At 47.3% G+C, this 24,349-nt stretch carries 28 protein-coding genes; 6 read left to right on the forward strand and 22 right to left on the reverse strand.

Annotation, left to right across the window (positions count from 1 at the left end; translation table 11 throughout):
* The 18 genes from EGV91_RS15625 to EGV91_RS15710 form a co-directional block, all read right to left on the reverse strand.
* Window positions 1–623: catalase (locus EGV91_RS15625; RefSeq protein ID WP_241666208.1), on the reverse strand; the 623-nt coding region annotated here is incomplete at its 3' end.
* Window positions 624–749: 126 nt separating this feature from the next.
* Window positions 750–1,715, reverse strand: coding sequence for a glutaminase (locus EGV91_RS15630; protein WP_135505323.1), 966 nt, complete (start codon window positions 1,713–1,715; stop codon window positions 750–752).
* 58 nt (window positions 1,716–1,773) lie between these two features.
* A complete protein-coding gene (locus tag EGV91_RS15635; protein ID WP_135505325.1) occupies window positions 1,774–2,376 on the reverse strand; it encodes an alpha/beta hydrolase in 603 nt (200 codons plus the stop codon).
* Window positions 2,377–2,573: 197 nt separating this feature from the next.
* The gene (gene hslO, locus EGV91_RS15640) at window positions 2,574–3,443 is read right to left on the reverse strand and encodes an Hsp33 family molecular chaperone HslO (RefSeq protein ID WP_135505327.1); all 870 of its coding nucleotides are present in this window, start codon (window positions 3,441–3,443) and stop codon (window positions 2,574–2,576) included.
* Between the two features lie 17 nt (window positions 3,444–3,460).
* The gene (locus EGV91_RS15645; protein WP_135505328.1) at window positions 3,461–3,685 is read right to left on the reverse strand and encodes a DUF896 domain-containing protein; all 225 of its coding nucleotides are present in this window, start codon (window positions 3,683–3,685) and stop codon (window positions 3,461–3,463) included.
* The gene (locus tag EGV91_RS15650; RefSeq protein WP_135505330.1) at window positions 3,682–4,185 is read right to left on the reverse strand and encodes an RrF2 family transcriptional regulator; all 504 of its coding nucleotides are present in this window, start codon (window positions 4,183–4,185) and stop codon (window positions 3,682–3,684) included. Before EGV91_RS15650 ends, EGV91_RS15645 begins: the two co-directional genes overlap by 4 nt.
* A gap of 590 nt (window positions 4,186–4,775) precedes the next feature.
* Complete coding sequence (locus EGV91_RS15655) at window positions 4,776–5,309, reverse strand: chromate transporter (RefSeq protein WP_135505332.1); 534 nt, start codon at window positions 5,307–5,309, stop codon at window positions 4,776–4,778.
* Window positions 5,306–5,881, reverse strand: a complete 576-nt coding sequence (locus EGV91_RS15660; RefSeq protein WP_135505388.1) for a chromate transporter — start codon at window positions 5,879–5,881, stop codon at window positions 5,306–5,308. Before EGV91_RS15660 ends, EGV91_RS15655 begins: the two co-directional genes overlap by 4 nt.
* A 17-nt stretch (window positions 5,882–5,898) precedes the next feature.
* Complete coding sequence (locus EGV91_RS15665) at window positions 5,899–7,503, reverse strand: gamma-glutamyltransferase family protein (RefSeq protein ID WP_135505334.1); 1,605 nt, start codon at window positions 7,501–7,503, stop codon at window positions 5,899–5,901.
* Between the two features lie 60 nt (window positions 7,504–7,563).
* Window positions 7,564–8,565: an ABC transporter ATP-binding protein gene (locus tag EGV91_RS15670; RefSeq protein WP_135505336.1), complete on the reverse strand. Its 1,002-nt coding sequence runs from the start codon at window positions 8,563–8,565 to the stop codon at window positions 7,564–7,566.
* Window positions 8,531–9,544: an ABC transporter ATP-binding protein gene (locus tag EGV91_RS15675; RefSeq protein ID WP_135505338.1), complete on the reverse strand. Its 1,014-nt coding sequence runs from the start codon at window positions 9,542–9,544 to the stop codon at window positions 8,531–8,533. Before EGV91_RS15675 ends, EGV91_RS15670 begins: the two co-directional genes overlap by 35 nt.
* Window positions 9,545–9,551: 7 nt before the next feature.
* Window positions 9,552–11,111, reverse strand: coding sequence for a glutathione ABC transporter substrate-binding protein (locus tag EGV91_RS15680; RefSeq protein WP_135505340.1), 1,560 nt, complete (start codon window positions 11,109–11,111; stop codon window positions 9,552–9,554).
* A gap of 16 nt (window positions 11,112–11,127) precedes the next feature.
* Complete coding sequence (locus EGV91_RS15685) at window positions 11,128–12,015, reverse strand: ABC transporter permease (protein WP_135505342.1); 888 nt, start codon at window positions 12,013–12,015, stop codon at window positions 11,128–11,130.
* A gap of 15 nt (window positions 12,016–12,030) precedes the next feature.
* A complete protein-coding gene (locus EGV91_RS15690) occupies window positions 12,031–12,972 on the reverse strand; it encodes an ABC transporter permease (protein ID WP_135505344.1) in 942 nt (313 codons plus the stop codon).
* 606 nt (window positions 12,973–13,578) lie between these two features.
* Window positions 13,579–14,028: an Lrp/AsnC family transcriptional regulator gene (locus tag EGV91_RS15695; RefSeq protein ID WP_135505346.1), complete on the reverse strand. Its 450-nt coding sequence runs from the start codon at window positions 14,026–14,028 to the stop codon at window positions 13,579–13,581.
* A gap of 79 nt (window positions 14,029–14,107) precedes the next feature.
* A complete protein-coding gene (locus EGV91_RS15700; protein ID WP_135505348.1) occupies window positions 14,108–14,581 on the reverse strand; it encodes a GNAT family N-acetyltransferase in 474 nt (157 codons plus the stop codon).
* A gap of 85 nt (window positions 14,582–14,666) precedes the next feature.
* Window positions 14,667–15,515 carry a patatin-like phospholipase family protein gene (locus EGV91_RS15705; protein ID WP_135505350.1) on the reverse strand — a complete coding sequence of 283 codons (849 nt, stop codon included), beginning with the start codon at window positions 15,513–15,515 and terminating at the stop codon, window positions 14,667–14,669.
* Window positions 15,516–15,530: 15 nt separating this feature from the next.
* Window positions 15,531–16,205, reverse strand: coding sequence for an SOS response-associated peptidase (locus EGV91_RS15710; RefSeq protein WP_135505352.1), 675 nt, complete (start codon window positions 16,203–16,205; stop codon window positions 15,531–15,533).
* A gap of 218 nt (window positions 16,206–16,423) precedes the next feature.
* Here EGV91_RS15710 and EGV91_RS15715 point away from each other — a divergent pair, with 218 nt between their 5' ends.
* Window positions 16,424–16,855, forward strand: coding sequence for a hypothetical protein (locus EGV91_RS15715; RefSeq protein WP_135505354.1), 432 nt, complete (start codon window positions 16,424–16,426; stop codon window positions 16,853–16,855).
* A 117-nt stretch (window positions 16,856–16,972) separates the two neighbouring features.
* Window positions 16,973–18,172, forward strand: coding sequence for an MFS transporter (locus tag EGV91_RS15720; RefSeq protein ID WP_135505356.1), 1,200 nt, complete (start codon window positions 16,973–16,975; stop codon window positions 18,170–18,172).
* Window positions 18,173–18,184: 12 nt separating this feature from the next.
* Here EGV91_RS15720 and EGV91_RS15725 read toward each other — a convergent pair whose 3' ends face one another.
* Window positions 18,185–18,373 (reverse strand): hypothetical protein, encoded by a 189-nt coding sequence (locus EGV91_RS15725; RefSeq protein ID WP_135505358.1) that lies wholly within the window; start codon window positions 18,371–18,373, stop codon window positions 18,185–18,187.
* A 110-nt stretch (window positions 18,374–18,483) separates the two neighbouring features.
* Window positions 18,484–18,966, reverse strand: coding sequence for a metal-dependent hydrolase (locus EGV91_RS15730; protein ID WP_135505360.1), 483 nt, complete (start codon window positions 18,964–18,966; stop codon window positions 18,484–18,486).
* A gap of 92 nt (window positions 18,967–19,058) precedes the next feature.
* On the opposite strand from EGV91_RS15730, the gene EGV91_RS15735 reads away from it, so the two are divergent.
* The 4 genes from EGV91_RS15735 to EGV91_RS15750 all read left to right on the forward strand — a co-directional run bounded on the left by EGV91_RS15735 (window position 19,059) and on the right by EGV91_RS15750 (window position 22,520).
* Window positions 19,059–19,685: a YfbR-like 5'-deoxynucleotidase gene (locus EGV91_RS15735; protein WP_135505362.1), complete on the forward strand. Its 627-nt coding sequence runs from the start codon at window positions 19,059–19,061 to the stop codon at window positions 19,683–19,685.
* 91 nt (window positions 19,686–19,776) lie between these two features.
* Window positions 19,777–21,078: a hemolysin family protein gene (locus tag EGV91_RS15740; protein ID WP_241666209.1), complete on the forward strand. Its 1,302-nt coding sequence runs from the start codon at window positions 19,777–19,779 to the stop codon at window positions 21,076–21,078.
* Window positions 21,079–21,218: 140 nt separating this feature from the next.
* Window positions 21,219–21,578 carry a YolD-like family protein gene (locus tag EGV91_RS15745; protein ID WP_135505364.1) on the forward strand — a complete coding sequence of 120 codons (360 nt, stop codon included), beginning with the start codon at window positions 21,219–21,221 and terminating at the stop codon, window positions 21,576–21,578.
* Window positions 21,579–21,671: 93 nt separating this feature from the next.
* A complete protein-coding gene (locus tag EGV91_RS15750) occupies window positions 21,672–22,520 on the forward strand; it encodes a YihY/virulence factor BrkB family protein (RefSeq protein WP_135505366.1) in 849 nt (282 codons plus the stop codon).
* Window positions 22,521–22,588: 68 nt separating this feature from the next.
* Here EGV91_RS15750 and EGV91_RS15755 read toward each other — a convergent pair whose 3' ends face one another.
* Together EGV91_RS15755 and EGV91_RS15760 are read right to left on the reverse strand one after the other, a co-directional pair.
* Complete coding sequence (locus EGV91_RS15755) at window positions 22,589–23,557, reverse strand: dipeptidase (RefSeq protein WP_135505368.1); 969 nt, start codon at window positions 23,555–23,557, stop codon at window positions 22,589–22,591.
* Complete coding sequence (locus EGV91_RS15760; RefSeq protein WP_135505370.1) at window positions 23,558–24,280, reverse strand: gamma-glutamyl-gamma-aminobutyrate hydrolase family protein; 723 nt, start codon at window positions 24,278–24,280, stop codon at window positions 23,558–23,560.
* Window positions 24,281–24,349 lie beyond the last annotated feature (69 nt).

Raw genomic sequence — 24,349 nt, forward strand, 5'->3', positions numbered from 1 at the left:
GAATTTCCAAAGTAGTCCGCTGACGGAACTGCCGATGGAAACTTATTTCCCAGCCAAAGCGCAATGGGTGATGGGGCACTCGCTGCCTGAGGCATTTCGTTATGCGGTTCCGGTTTAACGGCATGGACAAAGTCCGGGAACTTGATGGCATCCTGAATAAAGAAAACAGGCATATTGTTGCCGACCAAATCGTAATTCCCTTCTTCCGTATAGAATTTTGTCGCAAACCCACGGACATCCCTCACGGTTTCAGCGGAACCTCTAGATCCTGCTACAGTGGAGAAACGAACGAAAACAGGCGTTTTCTTGCCTTTCTCGGACAGGAATTTGGCTTTCGTCAAATGTTCCAATGAATCATATGCTTCGAAAACACCATGCGCCGCATAGCCTCTGGCATGGACCACACGCTCAGGAATTCGCTCATGGTCAAAATGCGTCATTTTTTCGCGGAAATGAAAATCCTCCATCAGCGTTGGCCCGCGTTCTCCAGCTTTCAGTGAAAATTCATCCTCCGATACTTTGACTCCCTGGTTGGTTGTAAGATCCTTACCGGCGTCATCGCTGCGGAATTGCTCCAACTGTTCGTCTTTGCTGTCAGCGCCGATTTTTGTTTTCTTATCCATTTCTCCACTCCTCTGCCGCAATTTTCTTTCTTTAATCTTTCTACCCTCTAAATTTTTTAATAAAACGCAAAATGGAAAAACATGAAAAAAGCCCTGCAGGCATAAATAGCCTGCAGGACTTCCCACTTAAAATATACTTAAATCCCATTCTTTTGAAATCTGCCGCAGCATCATCGTCCCTGCGGCGCTGTTCCCTTGAACATCAATCGCCGGTCCGTAAACCCCGATGCCTGCACCAGCCTTGAATTCGTAGGTCTGGGAATGCAATTTTGGAGGCACAGCCCCCATGATTCCGCCAGACACGCCGCTTTTTGCTGGGATGCCGACATGTGCCGCAAAATTGCCGGATGAATTGTACATGCCGCAGGTGACCATCAAGACTTTGGCAACTTGCGCAATTTCAGCCGAGAAATGCGTTTCCTTCGTAATCGGGTTAAAACCGTCGTATGCGATGATCAGCCCGATCAGCGCCAAGTCCTTGACGCTCATTTTGATGGAGCATTGGCGGATGTATATATCCAATGCTTCCTCCACTTCAATATCCAAAAACTTCGCTTCTTTCAAGTAGTAGGCAAGTGCCCGATTGCGATGGGATGTCTTCCATTCAGAATCGTACACTTCCTTATCAAGCTCCAACGCATGGCCGACGAGCTTTTCCAGAAATTCCAGTAAAAATTCGTATTTCTTCTGGCTTGTCGGACCTGGCAAGAGTGCAGAAATAGTTATTGCTCCTGCATTGATAAAAGGATTGAATGGTTTGTTCGGCCGGTGTATTTCAAATGGGATAATCGAATTGAACGCTTCTCCGGTCGGCTCGACATCGACGCGCTCCAACACGAAATCCAAGCCGTAATGGCAGCTGACAGCGATGAACGTCAAGGCCTTCGATATGCTTTGCAGTGTAAATTCCTTGTCCGTATCCCCTGCACAATAATAATGGCCGTCTTCATCGACCATGCAAATGCCCAGAAGGCTTGGATCGACTTTGCCAAGCGCTGGAATATATTGGGCGGTCGTGCCTAAGACGGCATGTCCCTTGTTTTCTTTCACCCATGCTTCGAGTTGCTCCTGGATATGCGGGTTTTCCTTCATAACATCCCTCCTCCTGAAATTTTGAAAACCCCTCTTTTACGCAAGAGGGGTTGATTGATTATAAGTTATCGTACCATTCTTTCGCCGCTTCGACTTCCGGCATGGTCAATTGATGTCCATAATTTTCCCAATGAAGCTTGACGCTGGCGCCGGCATCGCTTAAAAGCCGCTCCAGATCTGTCGACTCTTGTGCCGGGCAAATCGGGTCATTCGTACCAGCTGCAATGAATACAGGAACATTTGCCAAGTCCGGCAATTCCGTATCGCGGTTCGGCACCATCGGGTGGTGGAGAATCGCGCCTTTCAGCGCATCTGCGTATGTGAAAAGCAGATTGGCTGCAATATTCGCTCCGTTCGAGTAGCCGATGGCGATGACATTGGCACGGTCAAAACCGTGTTCTTCAGCTGCTTTGCCAATAAACTCGTGTAATTCTTCTGTCCGCATTTTTAAATCTTCCATATCGAATACACCTTCAGACAAGCGCTTGAAAAAGCGCGGCATGCCATTTTCTGAAACGTTGCCGCGGACACTTAAGACGGAAGCCTGCGAATCGATATGAGCGGCAATCGGCAGCAAGTCGTTTTCGTTGCCTCCTGTGCCATGGAGCATCAGAAATGTTGGTTTGGATGGGTCGGTACCTTTTTGGAATATGTGTTTCATTTTTTAAAACCTCCTGAGATAGTAGAAAGCCCCTGTTCAGGCTTTCCCCTTTTTTGATTAGCTTAAAACTTATCTTGAATTCGAGATAATAATAACATACTTTTCGTTTCATACCAACTAAACCGCTCTCAGTAAAACAGCGGTTTTCTACCAAAAAAAATGCAGCGGAACAGATCCGCTGCATTCCTATTAAACTTCTAACCAAGCATTTCTTCGAGATGCTGTTTGGAAAAATGGTATGTTTCATTGCAGAAATGGCATTGGGCTTCCGCTTGGCCATCAGTCGCAATCATGTCCTCGATTTCTGCCGGGCCAAGGCTGACGATAGCATTCGAGATGCGCTCACGTGAACATTGGCATTGGAATTGCACAGGCATTTTTTCAAGGACTTTGACATTCTCGCTGCCAAGAACTTCCGACAAAATCTCTTCTGGTGTCAAGCCGTCGCGCACCATGCTTGAAATGGTCGGAATTTCCGATAGGCGCTGTTCAATATGCGCAATGACACTTTCTTCAGTGCCCGGCATCAACTGGATGATAAAGCCTCCTGAAGCCTGGATGCTATTGTCCGGATTGACAATTACGCCGACTCCGACTGAAGAAGGAATCTGCTCTGAAGTAACAATATAATGCGTGAAGTCTTCACCCAGTTCTCCGGATACGAGCGGCACTTGCCCGACGAAAGGATGCAGCAAGCCGATGTCTTTTGATACCGACAGTGTGCCTTCCGTTCCGACAGCGCGGCGCACATCCAATTTCCCTTTTTCATTCAAATCAAAATGGGTATGCGGGTTCGACACATAGCCTCTGACTTCCCCTTTGGCATTGGCGTCCACTAAAATCGTTCCAAGCGGGCCATTGCCGTTGATTTTGATTGTCAGCTTTTCTTCGCCTTTCATCATGGCTCCGAGCATGACGGTCGCTGTCATTGAGCGGCCAAGTGCAGCGGAAGCAGTCGGCCACGTATAATGGCGGCGCTGCGCCTCCCCAACAGATTCAGTTGTTCGTGTGGCGTAAGCACGGACTTGCCCGTCGTACGCTAATGCTTTTACTAAATAATCATTCATCTATAATCACTTTCTTTCTATATATTATTATTAATGGTTTTATCTTTTAATTTTTCTGGCGTAACGTCGTTGCCGAGTGGGTCGATAATCGTCAATCCGGTAACCGAACTTTCTACCTGTCCACGAATCTCGCGCAGATAATCTTCGCGCAGCACTTGCCGTTCCACTTCCTGGGCTTTCGTCAAACCTATTTCTTTTGCTATTTTTGATAATTCGTTAATGCGCGTCAAACTTGCAATCATCGATTACCGCTCCTTTCCTGAACAAGCATTTTTTCGTTTAACCATTTTTGAAGTTCTGCCGCTTTCGGCTGGAATCGCTCTTCTTCCATCTTCCGTGCCAATGAAGCCACTGTTTCCCGCTCCATGACAGCTCTCCATGCCGACTCGGCTTCATCCATCAAATCCGTCAACAAGCAGCTGGCCTCTGTTTTTTCAAGTTCCAGCAAATCACCCAGAATCCCGCTTGGAGAATACAGCGATTGCCTGCCCTCGATAGCCAAGTAAATATCGTACACACAGATTTCCTCGGGCCGCTTCTTCAACCGAAATCCACCTTTAACGCCAGGCACTGATGCCACCAAATCCGCACTGACCAATTTCCTCAATAACTTCTGAAAATAAGTGGGTGACGCATTTAGCTGCTGGCTGATCGCTTCTCCGGAAAGCACAGCTCTGCCGGGCAGCATATTCAGCAAAAGAATGGCATATACGGATTGTTCGACCCCTGTCTTCATGTGCATGAAATTCACCTCTATCCCTTATTAACGAGGACAACGATTGTCCTTGATTGCAATCATAAAATATCTCGAATTAGAAGTAAAGTTTTCTGCCTGCATCAAAAAAACCACCCGCTGCATGCGGATGGTTTGGAGGTTGTTGAGGAACTAAGCAACATTCAATTTGTAAAGCCGATATTCCGCAAAACAGCCCCGCTTTCCTGCGGGCTTGCGCCGAACTAACTCGTGCTGACGCCCGAGTGGATTTCGGCACTTCATCGCTTCACTGCTCCCTTGGGAGTCGGGGCTGTTTTGCTCCATATCTGGAGACTAGTATTAAAGTGCAGATGGTATATCTTTGAAGTTCTTCAATCAAAAAAATAACTTGTTATTAAGAACACCTTTGAATGAAGCGGAAGACGGCGACTCCTGCGGGAGCAGTGATGGAGCAAAGCGACAGAGCGACGCGAGCTGAAGGCCCCGCAGGAGCGAAGCGACGAGGAGACTGAAGCCGTGCCCGCGGAAAGCGTCCGTCTGTCTCTGCATCGCTTCGCTACCTTCGAGACATGAAAGTGCGTTGAAGCAAAATGAAAAGATATATCAAGAGTCTCATACTAAAACAAACCGCTGAGGCCTCCGTAGACGAGTGCGAGCAAAATGACAAACGCCGGATGGATTTTCTTGATTTCCAATAGCCAATAACTGAGCACCGCAAGTACTACGGTCTGCACACCGCCGGACGTTTCAGCCGATGTCATGAAAAACTGCAGCGTCATGGCGCCTAAAAGAACAGCGATGACGGGACGGATCATCTTCGTGATGTTTTTGACTTTCGGGGAATCTTTATATTTCATCAACGTCATCATCAACGCGACCATCAAAATCAGCGAAGGTGCTATCGAAGCGAACAGCCCGATAAACGAGCCGAGGATTCCGCCCTCCATATACCCAATATAGCCAGCCATTTTCGTCGCAATCGGTCCTGGGAGTGCATTCCCCAATGCCAGCACTTCCCCGAATTCCTGCGTCGTCATCCAGCCGTACCGGTCAACCACTTCCTTTTCAACAAGCGGGATGGAAGCAGGGCCTCCGCCATAGCCCAAAATGCCAGGAATAAAAAACGCCAGAAAAATGGACCAGTAAATCACGCTGTCCGCCCTCCTTTTCTAAAGCCCAGCAACACGATCAACAGAATTCCGATGATTAAAACAACCGGATGGATATGGAGGATTTCCATCAACAGGACTGAAATTCCGAGCAGCAAGGCAGCGCGAGGCCAACCCAGGGATTGCCCGGATTTTTTCACAAAATCCCAGGTCATCACCCCAAGCATGACCGCAACAACCGGAACGACTGCTGCTGACATGCTGTTGACCCATTCCACACCCTTGAATTGCTGTAGTGCCCCTAGCAGCAGGATCATCATCAGGACCGTCGGCACCACTAACGCAATCAGCGCAGTCATGCTGCCAACGATGCCGCCGATGCGATAGCCGATATAGCCGGCCATTTTCGTGGCAATCGGCCCTGGCATCGTATTGGCAAGCGCCAAGGTATCGCTGAACTCGTCTTCAGTCATCCAATCATATTTTTTCACAGCTTCCGCATGGAAAAGAGGGATTGCCGACGGACCTCCGCCAAAGCCTAAAATACCGACGCGAAAAAAGGCGGCAAATAAATCGGCATTGATTTTTAAGGCTGAACCAGCCCGCGGCTCCATCCCTTTTTTCCCTTCAGTCACCAAACAGCCACGGCTCCATCCGTACGGGACTCTGTGCCGCCTGACAATACGCCCGTGTCCGGATTGCGCCAGATGATCTGGCCGCGGCCAAAAGCACCGCCGTCTGTAGCTACTTGAATTGCATGCCCTTTACGCGCAAGCGACTGCGCTAAATAATTCGGGAAGTTCGGCTCGACCAAAATCGTTTTGCCGCCCATCCATTGCCATCTCGGCATATCGAGAGCAGCCTGTGGATTCATTAAATAGTCGATGGTGTTCGTGACCACTTGGAAATGGCCTTGCGGTTGCATGTAGCCGCCCATTACGCCGAATGGACCGACCGCTTTGCCATCTTTGGTCAGGAATCCAGGAATAATCGTGTGGTATGTCCGTTTCCCGCCTTGCAGGACATTCGGATGCTGCGGTTCAAGCGAGAAATCCGCTCCGCGGTTCTGGAGGCCGATTCCCGTTCCCGGAATGACGATTCCTGAACCGAAGCCCATGTAATTGCTCTGGATATAGGAAATCATATTGCCTTCTTCATCTGCTGCAGACAAATAAACGGTCCCGCCTTTAGGCAGCTCGTAAGGAACAGGATCTGCTGCACTTTCACTGATTGTACCGGCGCGCTGTGCCGCATATTCTTCAGACAGAAGATGTTCGACGCTGACAGGCATCGCTTCCGGTTCCGTGATAAATTCTTTGCCATCTGTGAAAGCCAGCTTCATCGCTTCGATTTGTTCATGATAGGTGTCAGCTGACTGCCATTTCGGCTCTTTCAGTTTTTTGAAGATATTCAATGCCATCAACGCTACCATGCCTTGGCCGTTGGGTGGAATTTCCCACACATCATAACCTCGGTAATTGGCGGATACCGGTTCAACCCATTGCGGTTTGAATGCTGCAAGGTCCTCTTTTGCAAGGAAACCATTATGCTCTTTCATGAAAGCATCGATTTTTTCAGCGAGCGGCCCTTCGTAGAAAGAACGCCCTTCTGTTTCAGCTATTTCCTTCAATGTCGACGCATGTCCTGGCGAAGACCACATTTCTCCGATTTCCGGAGCCTGGCCATTCGGTGCGAACGTATCGAACCACGATTGGTATTCTTCGGAAGTGAACGAATCCTTGAATTTTTCATAGGCCGCTTTCCAGTACTTGCCGAGAATCGGCGTCAACGGATAGCCTTCTTCTGCATAGCGGATTGCCGGTTTTAACGCTTCGGACAAAGGCAATTTGCCGAATTTGCTGGAAAGTTCCGCCCATGCAGCGGGAACGCCAGGAACGGTTACCGGCACGACACCGTGGACCGGCATCTTGTCGTGACCAAGCGCTTTTACCGCTTCTACTGAAATCTTCGCCGGTGCCGGACCAGAACTGTTCAGTCCGTGGAGCTTGTCCTTCACCCATACCAAAGCAAATGCATCTCCCCCGATTCCATTGGAAGTCGGTTCAACGACCGTCAGCGCTGCCGCTGTCGCAATTGCAGCATCAATTGCATTGCCGCCGTTTTGCATCACTTCGATTCCTGCTTGGGCCGCTAAAGGCTGGGAAGTTGCAACCATGCCCTTTTTTGAAAATACCGTATGCCTTTTCGATTCGAATGGGTGCTGTAAATAGTCCATTGAAATTCCTCCAGTTATAAGAATAAAAGCCAGCTGCCGGAGTTTCCCCCGGCACCCGGCTCATAGTTTGCCCGCGAAATGGCACGCCGCAAAATGATTTGGTTCATGTTCCACAAACGCCGGCTTATCCACTTTACAAATATCCTGTGCAATTGGACAACGGGTATGGAATGGGCAGCCTGTAGGCGGATTTGCCGGATTCGGCATATCGCCAACGAGGCGGATGCGTTCGCGTTTCGCGTTGATAGCCGGCCTTGGAATCGCCGACAACAACGCTTTTGTATAAGGGTGGAGCGGGTTGTTGAAGATTTTGGATACATCGCTCATTTCCACCATATTCCCGAGGTACATAACAAGCACCCGATCGCAGAAATAGCGCACAACTCCTAAATCGTGGGAAATGAACATATAAGAAAGATCGTATTTTTTCTGGATGGTTTTCAGCAATTTCAAGACTTGCGCCTGTACTGAAACATCCAATGCCGATACCGCTTCGTCGCAGATGACAAAAGAAGGATTGAGGGCAATTGCCCGGGCAATGCCGATTCGCTGCCGCTGGCCTCCGCTGAATTCATGTGGATAGCGGTCGTAATGTTCAGGCTTCAGCCCCACTTCGGCTAACAAGCTCAAAACAGAATCTTTCCGTTCTTTCGCCGACATATCGGTATGCATCGTGAACACTTCATCCAATGCATGTCCGATGCGCTGGCGCGGATTCAGCGAAGCGTAAGGATCCTGGAAAATCATCTGCATTTCTTTGACGAATTTCTTTTTTTCCTTGCGGCTCAAATCCTGGATTTCCTGCTGCCCGAAGCTAATTGTACCATCAGTCAGCTCCTCAAGCCCGAGGATTGTGCGCCCCAGCGTCGATTTTCCACAGCCGGATTCCCCCACCACTCCGAGGCTTTCTCCTTTGTATAATTTCAGCGTTACCGACTCAACAGCTTTGACATTGCCGACAACCCGTTTAAAGACTCCGCCTTTGATCGGAAAGTATTTTTTAACGCCATTCAATTCAACGAGGACTTCAGGATTCGACCGTGACTCTTCCACTGCTTTCATCTTTTTCGGCCTCCTTTTCGTTCAGCCAGCACATCGCACTATGGCCATTGGATACCTTGAAATTAGGAGGTTCCGTCACTTTGCATTTATCCATAGCGAATTTGCATCGTGGATGGAAACGGCAGCCGCTGATTTGTTCATTCAATCCAGGCATATTGCCCGGAATCGGCTCCAGTTCAAATTCAGGATCATCGACGTTCGGCACCGAATGCAGCAACCCTAACGTATAGGGATGGCTCGGATTGGTGAATATCTCTTCCACCGGCCCTTCTTCGATTTTCTTCCCTGCGTACATGACCATGACGCGGTCTGCAACTTCTGCTACGACGCCCATATCATGCGTAATCATCAAAACACCCATATTCAATTTCTCTTTCAAATCTTTGATCAAGTCCAGAATTTGTGCCTGGATGGTAACATCCAGCGCCGTAGTAGGTTCATCCGCAATCAGCAGACTCGGATGGCAGGACAAGGCCATGGCGATCATGACCCGTTGCCGCATCCCCCCGCTCAATTCATGCGGGTATTGGTTCAACCGTTTCTCCGGATTGGGTATTCCCACCTGCCGGAGCAATTCAATGCCTTGTTTCGATGCTTCTGCTTTAGACACTTTATGGTGCAGCATCAGCGGCTCCCTTAATTGATAGCCGATCGTCAAAACCGGATTCAACGCAGTCATCGGCTCTTGGAAAATCATTGAAAGCCGGTTGCCGCGGATTTTTCGCATTTGTTCATTTGATAGATTTTGAAGAGGTTCGCCGTTCAGCAGAATCTCCCCGCTTTCAATTGAACCGTTGGATGGCAGCAAGCGCATCACCGATAAAGAAGTGATGCTTTTCCCGCAGCCGGACTCGCCGACGATGCAAAGCGTTTCCCCTTTATCGACATGGAAAGAAACATCTCTGACCGCTTGCAATGTTCCATCGGCTGTACGAAATGATGTGACCAAATTCTTCACGTCAAGCAATCTTTCTCCCATATTCTCCCTACTCTCTCGTTACGTCTTTTAAGCTCCATTGGCCATTAGGGTCCACTTTCAGCCCTTTGACCGATTTGTCAGTAGCTGAAGTCACAAGGCCATGGTACATCACGATGGCTACATCGTTTTCAAGCATGTACATATTCGCCTCGTTCAAATATTGCTCGCGCTCATCTTGGTCGATCGTTGTACGCGACGCTTCTACAAGCTTATCGAATTCAGGATCGCTGTACTGCGCACGGTTTGAGTTTCCAACGTTATCGGAATGGAAGTTCGGATAAAACATTTCAGAACCGTCGCTCGTTACATTCGACCAGCTTAAGAATGTCATATCGTATTCACCTGCACGTGCTGTATCAAGGAATGTCGCCCATTCCATCATTTCAATTTCAACTTTGAATCCAGCATCAGTCAATTGTGCTTGGACAATTTCAGCCATCAGCACAAAGTTATCGCGGTTTGCCGCAAGCAATTTGATCGGCTCATCGCCAAAACCGTTTTCTTCAACAAGTTTTTTAGCAGCTTCCGGATCGTATGCTGTTCCTGCATTGTCTGCACTTTCGTTATAGCCGAAAACTTTCGGTCCAAGCACGCTATCGCTTCTTACACCTAATCCATTCAGTTTTTCAACAAATGCGTCACGGTCGACTGCTTGTGCCACCGCTTTGCGGAACGCTGGATCTTGGTTGCGTTCTTTCGAATGATTGAACGTCAAGTAGTAGACCGGAGTCCCTTCCTGTTTAGCAACTTCAACATTCTTTAAGCCTTCAATACGGGAAATCTGTTCTGGCGGCAATGCATCAAGGAAGTTCACTTCCCCTGTCTGAAGCATTGAAATAGCTGTGGATGTTTCAGGAACTACTCTGAATGTCACTTTATCAAGAGCAACTTCTCCATCCCAGTAATCGGCATTTTTTTCAAGGACGATTTGGTCTCCAGTTGCCCAGCTGACAAATTTGAATGGGCCAGTACCTACCGGGTTTTGCATCAAATCTTGCTTTTCGTCAGCAGTTGGGCTGATAATCGCTGCATTTGAGTGGGACAATGCTGCAAGCAACGGTCCGTATGGGTATTTTGTTTTGATTTCTACAGTTGTTTCATCAACCGCTGTTACTGTATCAATTGGCTCCAGCAAGGACGCACGCGGCGCTCCTGTTGCCGGATCGCGCAATTTATCGAAAGAATATTTAACGGCTTCCGCATTGAATGGTGTGCCATCCTGGAAAGTGATGCCTTCTTTCAATTTGATCACCCACGTCAGGTCATCTGTGTTTTCGTAGGACTCCGCAAGCTTTGGTTCCAATTCCATTGTTTCCGGATTTCTTTCAAAGAGGTTTTCATAAATTTGGGTCATGACGTTCGAAGAAACAGAGTCATTTGTCATTGTCGGTGATAATCCTACTGCGTCAGAAGTCGAAGCATAAATAACTTCCTTCGCTCCCTCGCTTGCCGGCTCTGAACCAGAACCTGAGCCTTCTTCCCCTTCGGGAATTGTGCTTCCTCCTGAACAAGCCCCTAAAATCAATACCCCGATCAATGTTAATAAAAGCAGCCAGTGTTTTTTCATTTAAATTCCCCCATTCTTATTGTTGTATATCCATATTCGGATCAAGCGCGTCGCGCAAGCCGTCTCCGAGTACATTAAACGCGAAAACTGTCAGCATGATGGCGATGCCGGGCACAATCGTCAAATGCGGAGATGTCCACATAAAGTCTTGGCCCTGCGAAATCATTGCGCCCCATTCCGGAGTCGGAGGCTGTGCGCCGAGCCCTAAATAACTGAGTGAGGCTGTGGAAAGGATTGCAGTCGCCATCCGCATTGTTGCAAAAACAATGATTGGTGCAGTGGCGTTCGGCAAAATGTGGCGGGCCATGATCCGCAGATCCGAAGCGCCCATCGAGCGCATGGCCATGATGTATTCTTTTTCTTTGATCGATAACACCGAGCCGCGGACAATGCGTGCACATGTAGGAATCGACCAGATGCTGATGGCAATCGCAACATTGACCAGGCTAGTTCCCAGGATAGCGATGATCAGCATCGCCAAAAGAATTCCCGGAAACGAAAACAGCAAATCGACAAAGCGCATGATTACTGCGTCAAGCTTGGGGTAAAAGCCGGCGAGCATGCCCAGGAGCACTCCGCCGATAAGCCCTAACGATACAGCAACCAGTCCGACCACCAGGGAAATCCGGGCTCCGAAGACGATGCGGCTCCAAACATCCCTGCCGTAATTATCCGTGCCAAGCCAATGGCCATCACTGAACATTGGCAATTCACTGCTGGCGAGATTCTGCTTAATCGGATCGTGCACCGTGATGGCCGGTGCAAAAATGGCCATCAGGATTTGCAGAATAACGATAATCAGGCCAGCTACTGCCAACTTGTTTTTAAACAAGCGCCGAATCGTGGTGACGATATATTTCTCGCGCTTTTTTTCTTTTAAAGCAACTGTTTCCGCCATTGCCATTAGGTCCCCTCCTTTTTAATCGAATTTGATCCGTGGATCGATATAGGTGTAGATGATATCAACAAGCAGATTGACGACTACGAACAAGGTTGCGACGAGAAGCACGGAACCTTGGACCATCGGAAAGTCCCGGGCAGCAATGGCATCGATCATCAAGCGGCCGACTCCATTGATGGCGAATACTTTTTCTGTAATGATCGTTCCGCCCAGCAGGAAACCGAAATTCAAGCCGATAACGGTGATAATCGGGATCATCGCGTTTTTCAAGGTATGAATCCAAATGACATTTTTTTCTCTGACGCCTTTTGCGCGTGCAGTCCGGACGTAATCCGCCCGGATCACTTCCAGCATCGAAGATCGTGTCATGCGGGCAATCATCGCCGCTGAACCTGTGCCGAGTGTGATGGCCGGCAGAATCAATTCTTTAATCCCCGCTAATGTATAGAAGGGATTCGTCATCCCGCCTACCGGCAGCCATTGGAGATTGACCGAGAAAACCAGGATGAGCAATGCCCCCAGCCAGAAGTTCGGTATCGAGATCCCCGCTAATGCAAATGTCGTTGCCGAGACATCCAGCAAGGAATTTTGCTTCAATGCCGAGACCAGGCCTGTAATGATGCCGATGACCACCGCGACAATCATACTGGCGATTGCCAGTTTCAAGGTATTTGGAAAGCGGACTGCGATTGCATCAGCTACCGGTTGAGAAGTTTGATAGGAATAACCAAAATCCCCTTGCACCGCATTGCTGACGTAGCGTACATATTGTGTAAGAAACGGATCGTCCAAGCCGAGATTCGCTTCGATTGCCGCTATATCTTCCGCCGTAGCAGTCGGGCCGCCAATGATAGCTGCCGGATTTCCGGGCGCTATATACATGGAAGAAAAGACGAGAAATGAGATTCCGAACAGCAAGAATGCTAATTGCATGATTCGGCGGATTATTAAAGCAAGCATTGTTCCTCCCCCTCTTTACATTTGTTAAGTATTTAAATGAAAACGATTAACAAATGATTTTTTTGATTTCTTTGATTATAGAGCAAATGTTTTGAAAAATCTATACGAATTTTCAAAAAAGTAATTATTTTTTGTTTTTTTCAATCAAAAAATTAAAATTAAGGTTACAAATCTTTCTTTTAGTTCGAAATCACATTCGTTTTTAATCTTTTTGAAATATTTGGATGTAACCGCTTTCCAATATTCTGGAATACAAAAAGAAAGCAGCTATAAAAATTGAATTTATGTTTCTAATCTTCGATATTCCGCAAAACAGTCTTCCTTGCCGCAGCCGTACGCCATGATATGCGGTTGGGATCCCACACATAAAATCTTCTTCCTGACCTGATGTTGAGCTTACTTGCGGCATTCTTTTTTCACTTGCGGAAAGCTATAGGTTACTTGCAGCTAGCGCATACTTACTTGCAGCAACATAACCGTTTCTTAAATTTCCTCCTAGTCTGCAAAGATGGAAGCGCTCTGCTTCGCAATCGCTTATAAAACTTCAGTCCATCTGATTTTCCGCACAAAAAAAAAGCCTGCAGCAATTGAATATGCTGCAAGCTCTTAGAGTTTCAAACCATTTCTGCTCTTGAAACGCCGTAAAAGAATATGGCTTTCTACACGCGTGATGCCTTCAAGCGCATATAACTCCTCGTTGATAAACTTTTCCAAGTCCATAAAATCATCCACCAAAACGTGCATGTGCAGCGTTGATGGCCCCGTCATCTGATAACAGCTGGCAACGCTTGGGTTGTCCGCCAATGCTTGCGCCACTTCAACCAAGGAAGATGGTTCACAGTCCACTTCAAAAAATCCGGATACTTTTTTGCCGACCTTTTCGCTATTGATGACCACAGTGAATTTTTCGATGACACCCGCCTCTGTCAATTGGTGGACGCGTTCCCGGACTGCCACACGCGACAAGTTCAATTCCTTGCCAATGTCGACATAGGAGGAACGGCCATTGACGGTCAATAACTCCAAAATTTTTCGATCGATTTCATCCAATTTCATAAGCGCACCTCTAAACTATATTTTTGTATATGATTATACGACTTTTACTTCCGTTTTGAAAGATAAATTATAAATATTTTTACTTTTCGAAATCATTTATAGGCAATGTTTTGATTTTATGATAAATTACACAAGAAATTCCCGGTTCCGGTTCGAAGCTTCCTTGCTCTTTAAAGCCGAAAGTTTCATACAGTTTTCTGGCGGGCTCATTCAATGTGGCTGTGCTGACAATAAAGCCGCTGTCCGGAAAATTCCCCAGTAAATGCTCCAACAATTGGCGGGCTATTCCTTGCCGAAAATGCGACGGTGCAACGGCGAGCCGGTGGATGTCGATTAAAGGTCCCTTCGCTTTGTAAGAGATGAAGCCGGCCAACACTCCGTTGAAATACCCAATGAAGGTTTCCCCTGAATTCTGTATTTCCAGTATCGACTCATTTAAGTGCGGAATGCCGTCGAAACCGATCAGCTCGGCTTCAACTTGGTATGCGCGTTTTTGCAGGCGCTGAATTTCTTTTGCCGTCTTTTCCTGGTGATGGTTCAATCGCTCGATCATAAATGCACCTCTCTCCGATTTTACCATATTTCCGATTGCGGGCGGGCGCACCGCCATACAAAAAAACCGCTGGCTTCCAGCGGTTTTAGTGGCTGATAAATTTATAGATTACGTCCATCATTTCTTCAGTATCTTTATAGCCCAAGTCATAGAGTTCTGTCAGCTTTCCGACATCCCGCTCCATTCCGGTCATTTTGAAATATTTAGATGGCCGGATGACCAGCACCGTCCCTTCTGCTTCCATTTTTTCGATAAGTTCCATTGTTGCATTATAGCGGATAGCCCAATCCTCCAGGTTCTTGATGATTCCTGGGAACTGGCGGTAAAAGGTTGGCACGATGCGGGCAAAAGAATTCTTTTTTTTGCGGTACCCTTTCTCTTTGGTGAGAATAATGACCGGCCTTGTCACTTCATCCTCCAGCGCTTTTCGGATTGGCAGGGGATCAGCAAGCCCCCCATCCATCAACATGCGCCCATTGTATTCGACGGGCCGTGCCATCAAAGGAATTGAGCTTGAGGCCCGGACAATCGATAGGATGTCATCCGCATGCTCGTTCTTTTTATAGTAGATGGCTTCACCCGTCATGCAATCAGTCGTCCCTACTACGAATTCTTCGGTGGCTTTATTGAAATTCTTGTAATCGAATGGCACGAGACGATTTGGAATTTCGTCAAAAATCAAGTTCATGCCGAACAATTCCCTTTTCAGCAGGAGGTTCTTTACTGATATATAATCCGGATGATGGACGTATCCAATTGTCACTTCACGATTGCGCCCGGATTGCCGCGACACATAAGAAGATGCATTGCAGGCACCTGCCGAAACCCCGATAATGTAATCCACAAACAATTTTTCCTCCAAAAATTTTTCAAGAACTCCCCCCGTATAAACGCCCCTCATGCCTCCCCCTTCTAAAATCAGGCCACTCTTCATTTGGAATCCCTCCGATCATCCTACTTTTCGAATCAACTCCGGTCCATTGTGTTTTGGCGAATTAACGGCATCTGAGACTTCAAAAGTTTCCATTTCCTCCGAGTCGAACGGCTTCAATAACTCTTCGAGAACCTGTGGATCTTGTTCGGGATCGAGCCAGAGCTTCTCTCCTTCTTCCGACAGCATGACGGGCATTCTGTCATGGATTGTCCCCATTACACGATTGGCCTGTGTCGTCAGGATGGTGCAAGTGTTCACAGTTTCCCCTTCCGGTGATTGCCATGTTTCCCAAAGCCCCGCAAAAGCGAATGGCTTTCCGGACTTCAGCTTGGCGAGCATCGGAATCTTTCCTTCGTCCGTACGCTGCCATTCATAGAACGCATCCGCAATGATCAAGCAGCGTTTTTTCTTGAATGCATGGCGGAAACTTGGCTTTTCGGCAGCCGTCTCTGCTCGGGCATTGATCATCTTATAGCCGATTTTCTGGTCTTTCGCCCACGGCGGTACTAGCCCCCATTTCAAATAGCCAAGACGGTTCTTTGTTCCGTCGTTCACTATTGCCAGCACTTTTTGGGAAGGAGCAATGTTGTAGCTGGGTGAATACTCCCCTTCGCCAACTGCACTTTCTTCAATGTGAAACCTTTCTAAAATCATGGCATAATCCGTATACAACGCGTATCTGCCGCACATACAAACCCTCCATTCCATCCTTGTTTCCATACCTTTAATATAACAGAATTTTCCGTCTTTTAATTGTTATCAGCTCATTTTTCCAATATTATCACCTATTCTTTATTCGCATCCCCCCAATTGCGTGCACCTGGTAAATCGCATTAGCCCGTTTCATCCCCATTCGCTGCAAAAGAGTGGTATAATAAGACATAAAGAGCTTTACAAGGAGGAATTACATGGCTACTGCACGAGAAATGAGTCTGGTAAACAAAGATTTTCTGGTAGAAGAATTAGGGCTGAAGCAACAAGGCAACTCATCGGTATTTGCAAATGAGGATTGCTTCGTTTTATCTCCATCAGTCCAACGGTACGAAAAAGGTTTTGATATCAGCGAATTCAGCTTGGCGAAATTCGACCCGGAGCGTCAACAAGGCTTTTTGATCGTACGGTATATGGATACCTTTTTGATGGCTAAACTCGAAAGCTTCAAAGAAAAAATGATGCCGCCTGAGCTTCAGATCAAGAAGAAAAACACAAAACCGCATTGGAAGTTCACGGTTGCTGAAAACCCGGCTTACCACTTGGTAAATACCCAAAACAAAGAACTTCGCTATCGCCTTCAAGAACCTTCGAAGAAACAGATTCTTTCTTTCTTCAATAAAATATGAAAAAATCCCGCAATCATTCGATTTGCGGGATTTTTTCATGTCTTTCTCAAACACAATTCCATTGCAGTTGATTAATGGTAATATATTGGTATCGCCAAGCGAATGGATGTGAATTTTATGGAGCTTCAAAAACACACTTCCAAAGACAAAGATTTTTGGAAGATCATGCTCAGCCTGCTGCTCGCTTCTCTTTTCATCTTCGCTAATCTGTACGCCGTGCAGCCGCTGCTTCCGCTTTTCGTCTCAGAATTCCAGGTTTCGATTTCCACATCCAGCTTGGCATTGTCTTCGACAATTGTCGGACTGATTGCCGGCTTGATCGTTCTCGGTTTCTTTTCTGACCGCAACGGCAGGCGAACTTATATCATCTATTCCTTGCTTGGGTCGGCGCTCCCTTTTTTCCTGCTGCCGTTCATTGAATCTTTTACCTGGTTTATTGTTCTCCGCCTGATCCAAGGTTTTGCGCTGGCAGGAGTTCCCGCAGCGGCACTGGCTTATATCAGTGAAGAGATCGACCGGAAAGACATCGCGTATGCGACCGCCCTCTACATTTCCAGCAATGCACTTGGCGGTATGATCGGCCGGGTGCTCGCCGGCTATCTGTCAGACCACTTTTCCTGGCAGACCGCCTTCCTTGTTTTCGGGATAACCGGCCTTTTGCTTTTCGCCGCTGTGTTGCTGCTGCTGCCGAAATCCCTTCATTTCCGACCAAGCGACCTAAGCTTCGCCAAAGACATTGCGGGCTTTCTTTTCCATTTGAAAAACCCTTCTTTGCTTGTCGTCTTCGGCCTAGGGGCAGTTTTGCAGATTTCGTTTACAGGCATCTGGACTTATTTGCCATTCCACTTGGAAGCACCCCCATACTCCTTGACGCTGCAGGCCATTTCTTATTTCTTCTTCGCATACGGAATCGGTGTCGTTGGTTCACCTCTGGCCGGGCGCACCGCAGAACGATTCGGCCTCCGAACTGTGCGCAGGGCCGGTGTGGTGATTTTGTCTTTGGGGATTCTGATGACCCTAAGCTCCCAAGTCTGGCTCATCGCAGTCGGTTTATGCGTGACGTGCCTGGGCTTCTTTACTGCCCATTCCTTGACTGCAGCCTCCGTAGGACAGCAAGCTGCCCATCATAAAGGAAGCGCTTCGAGCTTATACCTTGTCGCTTATTATATCGGCGTCGCTGCCGGCAGCTCGCTGTTAAGTCCGCTTTGGACTGCTGGAGGCTGGAACGCTTTGGTGCTGTTCACTGCATCGTTGCCCATGCTATACCTACTTGCTGTATCGATGTACCGTAAAAATGCCGCCTCGGCTAAAAACTGAGGCGGCATTTTTTCATTCTTTTTCGTTTTCTTTTATTGGCGTTTCTTCATCACCGACTCCAAGGTTGCTGTGTGCGCCCTTTTTTTCCATGTCTCTTCCGTCTTCACTGGATTCCTGCTGGATGCCTTCGAATTCTTCCCGTTCGCGGCGGTTTTTTGAGCCGCCGAGAGGGCGTTCATTCGAAAAGTCGTCTTTTCCCATGAATTTCGCCTCCTGTTTTTCGTCTATAGGGCGATTATTCCCTATAACGCAACGATAAAACTCCTATTTCAGGTTCAATTTCATAGCTGGCAGAATTTCTGTCCAATGTTCTATTGGAAGTAGATTGAAAAAGCATCATAACCAAAATAGACGACCAATACTGAAAGCCCGGAAAATACCAGGTATTCAGCAGTTCCACCAGTTGTTGCAGTGATGGGGAAGCGGATTGTCACTTTCAATGGAAAAAGTAATTTAATCCCATTTTTCGTCGCCATGTCCAATATAAGATGGCTGACCATTCCGACCAGAAAACCGGCGCTGATGGCTTCTCCCACCCCGATAGCATTAAACAGGATGCCCATCAGCACTAAGAAAAGCAGGCTGTGCGTAAATGTCCGATGTCCGAACAGAACATTGATGATTTTCGATAAAACCGGGAACGAGCGGCCGATTTTGCTGCCTCCGTGGCAGATATCCGGCAACAGCGCCCCTATTGTTCCGGAGCATAAGAGTATAACCGGATCGTAATGTGTGATTTGGGCAAATGCCAGGCTTGCGGCAATGCCCCCAATGATGTGTGTTTTTCCAGTCATGTCGCCTGTTCCCCTTTTTTAGTATCTTCTTTTATTATACTGAAAACCGGGTATGATGAGGTATAGAGAAAAAATTAAAGGAGTCGAGGGCGATGGGAATCCATAAGTTTTTTACCTCATTAAATGATTTGGAGCGGATTATCCGTGCTCCGGGCAGATTTAAATTCGAAGAGCATAACGTAGCGGCGCATTCCTGGAAAGTCAGCCAATATGCGATGTTCTTTGCCACCATCGAAGAACGGGCAGGAAAAAATGTCGATTGGAAGTCGCTGTATGAAAAGACCATTAACCATGACTTTGCGGAAGTGTTTATCGGCGATATCAAAACGCCTGTCAAGCACTCTTCACCTGAACTTAAAGAAATGATTGCAAAAGTGGAAGAAGGCATGATGGAAAAATTCATCTACCGCGAAATCCCTGAAGAATTCCACGACGTATTCTTCGACCGCATGAAAGAAGGGAAAGACGCTTCCACCGAAGGGCGGCTGCTTGAGATGGCAGACAAGCTCGATCAATTCTATGAGTCGTTCGCTGAATTGAAACGCGGCAATTCGGACAAGGAATTCGTTGCGATGTACCGCATTGCCTTGAAAAAACTGCTGGCTATCCCGCTGAAAGCGAGCGTTGATTACTTCCGGCATGTCATTCTTGAAGACGTCATCAGTGAAGACTCGATTGTTGATATAAAGGAAATCACCCGTGAGGTACTCGCTGATTAATCTAAAACGATAGGTTTTGCCTTTTAACTATGGTAAATTTATAACAATACCAAAAAAATCCGGAGGTGAATCCCTTATTTAAGGGAATTTATTGGACCCCATACTTTTATTGAATTTAGTTTTGCTCATCTTATTAATCGCATTGACAGCCTTTTTCGTCGGGGCTGAATTCGCCGTCGTCAAAGTCCGCATGTCGCGCATCGACCAGCTGATCGAAGAAGGCAATAAAAAGGCGCTGACGGTCAAGAAAGTAGTCGGGAATCTGGATTATTACTTATCCGCCTGCCAGCTCGGAATTACGGTAACAGCACTTGGCCTTGGGTGGCTCGGAGAACCGACCGTGGAGCGGATTTTGCATCCTGTTTTCGATGCATTCGGTATCCCGTCATCGGTTTCGGCCATCGTTTCGTTTGTCCTGGCTTTCTCGCTTGTGACTTTTTTGCATGTTGTCATCGGCGAAATGGCGCCGAAATCATTGGCGCTCCAATTCGCCGAACGCATGTCATTGCTGCTGGCGCCGCCACTTTATTGGTTCGGTAAAATCATGGCGCCGTTCATCTATTTGCTTAACGGTTCGGCGCGCGTTTTCCTGCGCATTTTCGGTGTCCAGCCTGCTTCAGAAGAACAGGCCCATTCGGAAGACGAACTAAAGATCATCATGGCACAAAGTTTTCAAAGCGGCGAGATCAACCAAACCGAATTGTCCTTTATGCAAAATATATTCGCATTCGATGAGCGCAGCGCCAAAGACGTCATGGTGCCGCGTACCCAGATTGTCGCTTTCCCGCAAGACTTGAGCTGTGAAGAACTTTTAGCTGAACTTCGGGAACATCGCTACACGCGCTATCCTATTGCGAATAATGGCGATAAAGATGATTTGATCGGTTTTATCAATGCCAAAGAAATCTTGACCCATTATGCGCTTGCAGGCGATGTGAAAATGCAGGATTTCATCCATAGCCTTCCTTATTTCCATGAAACGACGCCTCTCCAGACCGCATTGATGAAGATGCAGAAGGACCGCACGCATATCGCTTTGGTGATTGATGAATACGGCGGAACGTCAGGAATTATTACCATGGAAGACATTTTGGAAGAAATTGTCGGCGAAATCCGCGATGAATTCGATGATGAAGAAGAAGCTGAAATCATTAAAGAAAGCGAAGACCGCTACCTTTTAAATGGGCGTGTATTGCTGAAAGACCTTGAAGAGCGATTCAATCTGGATTTTGAAGACAGTGACGATATCGATACGATTGCAGGCTGGATCCAGCATCAACTGGTGGAAGCAGAAATTGGTGATATCGTTTCAAAAACTGGGCAGCGCTGGATTATCCTCGAAATGGAAAATCATCATATTGTAAAAGTCTCATTGGAAATTCTAAGGGATTAACAAAAAGCAGGACATCTCATTGCAGATGTCCTGCTTTTTCCCGTTTAAACGAACATTATTTCCCAATTGGCATTGACCATAACGACACCCTTCTATATTATAAGAACAAATGTTCTTATAATATAGAAGGAGGGATTTGCATGAAACTGAACAGGCAATTAAAAGTGAATGGACAAATCAAAGACCGGGGTACAATCAAGTGGACAGCGATGATGCTGCCCGAACATGTTCAGATGCTCCGCGATTGGCAGAAGCACGAGCGCAGCGATGCACGGCCTTATTTGGACGAATTCGATCTTGAAGCTCTTTACGAGGAAATCCATTTGGCTTATAGACGCCAATGCCTAGTCGAAATCCAGGTTTGGCAAGAAGAGGCGCAAGCTTTCACCGGGGTTGTAACTGCGATAGATCTCAGGCTCAAAATGCTGTCTTTAGACAGCAGCGGAAACGTATTAAAGTTTTCTTTTGACGACATTATTGGAGCAGCTATGCGTGAATAGCGGCATGATATGTGGGCGATTTTAAAATTTCAGGATTAACTCAGCCAGCAATGGGGCATATAAAGAATAGTCTAAAGTATGGAGGTCGGATATATGAGCAAATTCATGTCGTATGCTAAAGCTGTTGGCGGCGAAATCAAAAAAGACAAAGCCACAACCTTAGCTGCTGCACAAGCCTATTATTATTTATTAGCAATTGTTCCTTTATTAATTTTGCTGCTGTCAATCCTGCCTTATTTGCAGATTGACCCGGATGACGCTATGAAGTTCATCGCCGGCATCATGCCAGGTGAAGTGGCTAGGACATTCGAAGATACGATCGTCAGCGTTGTCACTACGCCATCGGGCGGTTTGTTGACATTCGGTATTTTGGGTACGTTATGGTCAGCCTCAAATGCCATGAACGCCTTTATCGAAGCGACGAATGAAGCTTACGATGTCGAAGAAACCCGTTCGTTCATCAAAAAGAAAGCAACAGCAATCGTTTTGACATTGTTCATGCTTGTTGCCGTCATCATCGCTTTGGTGCTGCCGATCTTCGGCGGAGCCATCATCGATGCAATCAGTACAACCTTGAACTTGCCGGAACAGACGGAAATCATTTTCCAAGTTCTGCGCTGGGTCATCTCGATCGCGGTCATGAGCATCGTGCTGGCATTCCTTTACAAGTTTGCGCCGAATAAGCACTTCCCTTTCAAAGAGGTATTGATCGGTGCAGTCATCGCTACCGTTTTATGGCAAGTCGTGTCACTTGGATTTTCGATCTACGTGGCAAACTTCGGAAGTTATTCCGCAACTTACGGAAGCCTTGGAGGGCTTATCGTCTTGATGCTTTGGTTCTTCTTGACCGGCTTGATCCTCGTGATCGGCGCGGAAATCAACGCTGTCATCCATAAACGCAAGAACACGAAAAACGCTCCTGCACAAGTATACGAGGAGTAGAAAAAAAAGCGTGCCGCTGAATTCAGCGGCACGCTTTTTTTCGTTTGCAGGGCTTTGCTTATTGTTCTTCAGCTTTTTTGAACATTCATGCCTGGCCGATGTTCCAGGAAATTCCGGTACGCGAAACCCGCTACCTCATCTTCCGAATAATGCTTTTGCAATTCATTTACAAGATTTTGGAACTTCGAAGCATTTTCCAGATCGATGATGTGGGAAGCGATGCCGTCAAAATCAGAACCGATCCCAATCTGCTTTACGCCTCCGAGGCTGCAAAAATGGTCAATGTGCCGGATTAAATCCGGAATCATAATATCTTTTGGATTGGGTTTGATAAAGTCCAGGCAAAACACGACATCAATCATGCCGTTCTTCGCGAACATTGCCTTAGCTTGCTCATCATCCAGGTTTCTTGGGTGATCGCAAAGAGCCCGGGCATTGGAATGGCTCGCAATCGGATAATCAGCGAGTTCCATAACGTCCCAGAACCCTTTCACCGATAAATGCGAAACATCTGTGAAGACCCGGTTTTCATTGTTCAAGCGCACAACGTCCTTGCCTAGCAGGGTCAGCCCACCACCCCGTGGCTCTCCGGCGCCGTCTGCACATAAATTCGCATTGTTCCATGTCAGGCCGATTGACAGCACGCCCAGGCGATACAATTGGCGCAGCTTCATCAAATCATTGCCGAAAGCATCCGCTCCTTCAAGCGTCAAAACAGCGCCGATTTCTCCATCCGCCAGCGCATCAATATCTTCCCAGCGTTTGATGTGCTTCATGGCCGGGTTTTTCCCAAGAATTTCAGTGTAAAACAAATCGACTTGTTCAAGCGCGTGCTGCCATTTTTCATTGTCCGGCAAATCCGGATACAGGAATACCGCAAAAAATTGGACTTTGACCCCGCCTGACCAAAGCCGCTCGTAATTTGTTTCGATGCTTTCCGCATCCGTGAAATTCAAGGGTTGCTGTTTGTAGAAAGCCCCTCTTTTAGCAAGCTGTAATTTCAATAAAGCATCGCAATGCGTATCGATAATCTGCACTTACTCATCCCCCTCTTCCAGGCACGCTTCGATAAAGCCTTTGAAAATGCCCATAGAAGGGGCGTCACCGGCAATTGCCATGTTCTCCGGATGCCATTGCACGCCCAACACAAAATGATGTTCCTTGCTTTCAATCGCTTCAATCACACCGTCACTGGCTGTACCGCTGACCAAGAAAGACTCCGGCACCATCCGGTTGGCTTGATGATGGCGGCTATTGACTTTCAATTGCGTGGTTCCCGTCAAGCGCTGCAGCAGCGATCCTTCCGGAACGTTAACGAAATGCGAACCATGGAATTTCGGCGCCTTTTGCTGATGCTGAAGCAAATCGCCTTCCTTTTGGGTCGTGATGTCCTGATACATATCCCCGCCCACCGCAATGTTCAAGATCTGCGCTCCGCGGCAGACAGCCAGAATCGGCTTGCCCAGCTCCAACACTTTTTTGATCAATGCCAATTCAAACGCGTCGCGCGACGGGATGATCACACCAAGGTTTGGATGCGGCTCCTCGCCGAATAGCGTAGGATCGATGTCGTAGCCGCCAGCAGCGAATAATCCATCAATTCGGTTCGCAATCTGGTCAATGTCCTTTTCCTGCAATAAATGCGGAAGCATAATCGGCAAGCCGCCTGCCTGTAAAATAGCGTCCGTGTCCGCCTGTTCGATTGCATATTGTTCCTTGCCTAATTCTTTTGATGCCGTGATGCCGATGATTGGTTTCATTTCCATTTCCCCCTGTGACCGAATATTTTGTCTGAATATATTAAACATACAGAATTAACCACTAAAATA

Origin of the sequence: Planococcus koreensis (assembly GCF_004761975.1) — a bacterium.
GTDB lineage: Bacteria > Bacillota > Bacilli > Bacillales_A > Planococcaceae > Planococcus > Planococcus koreensis.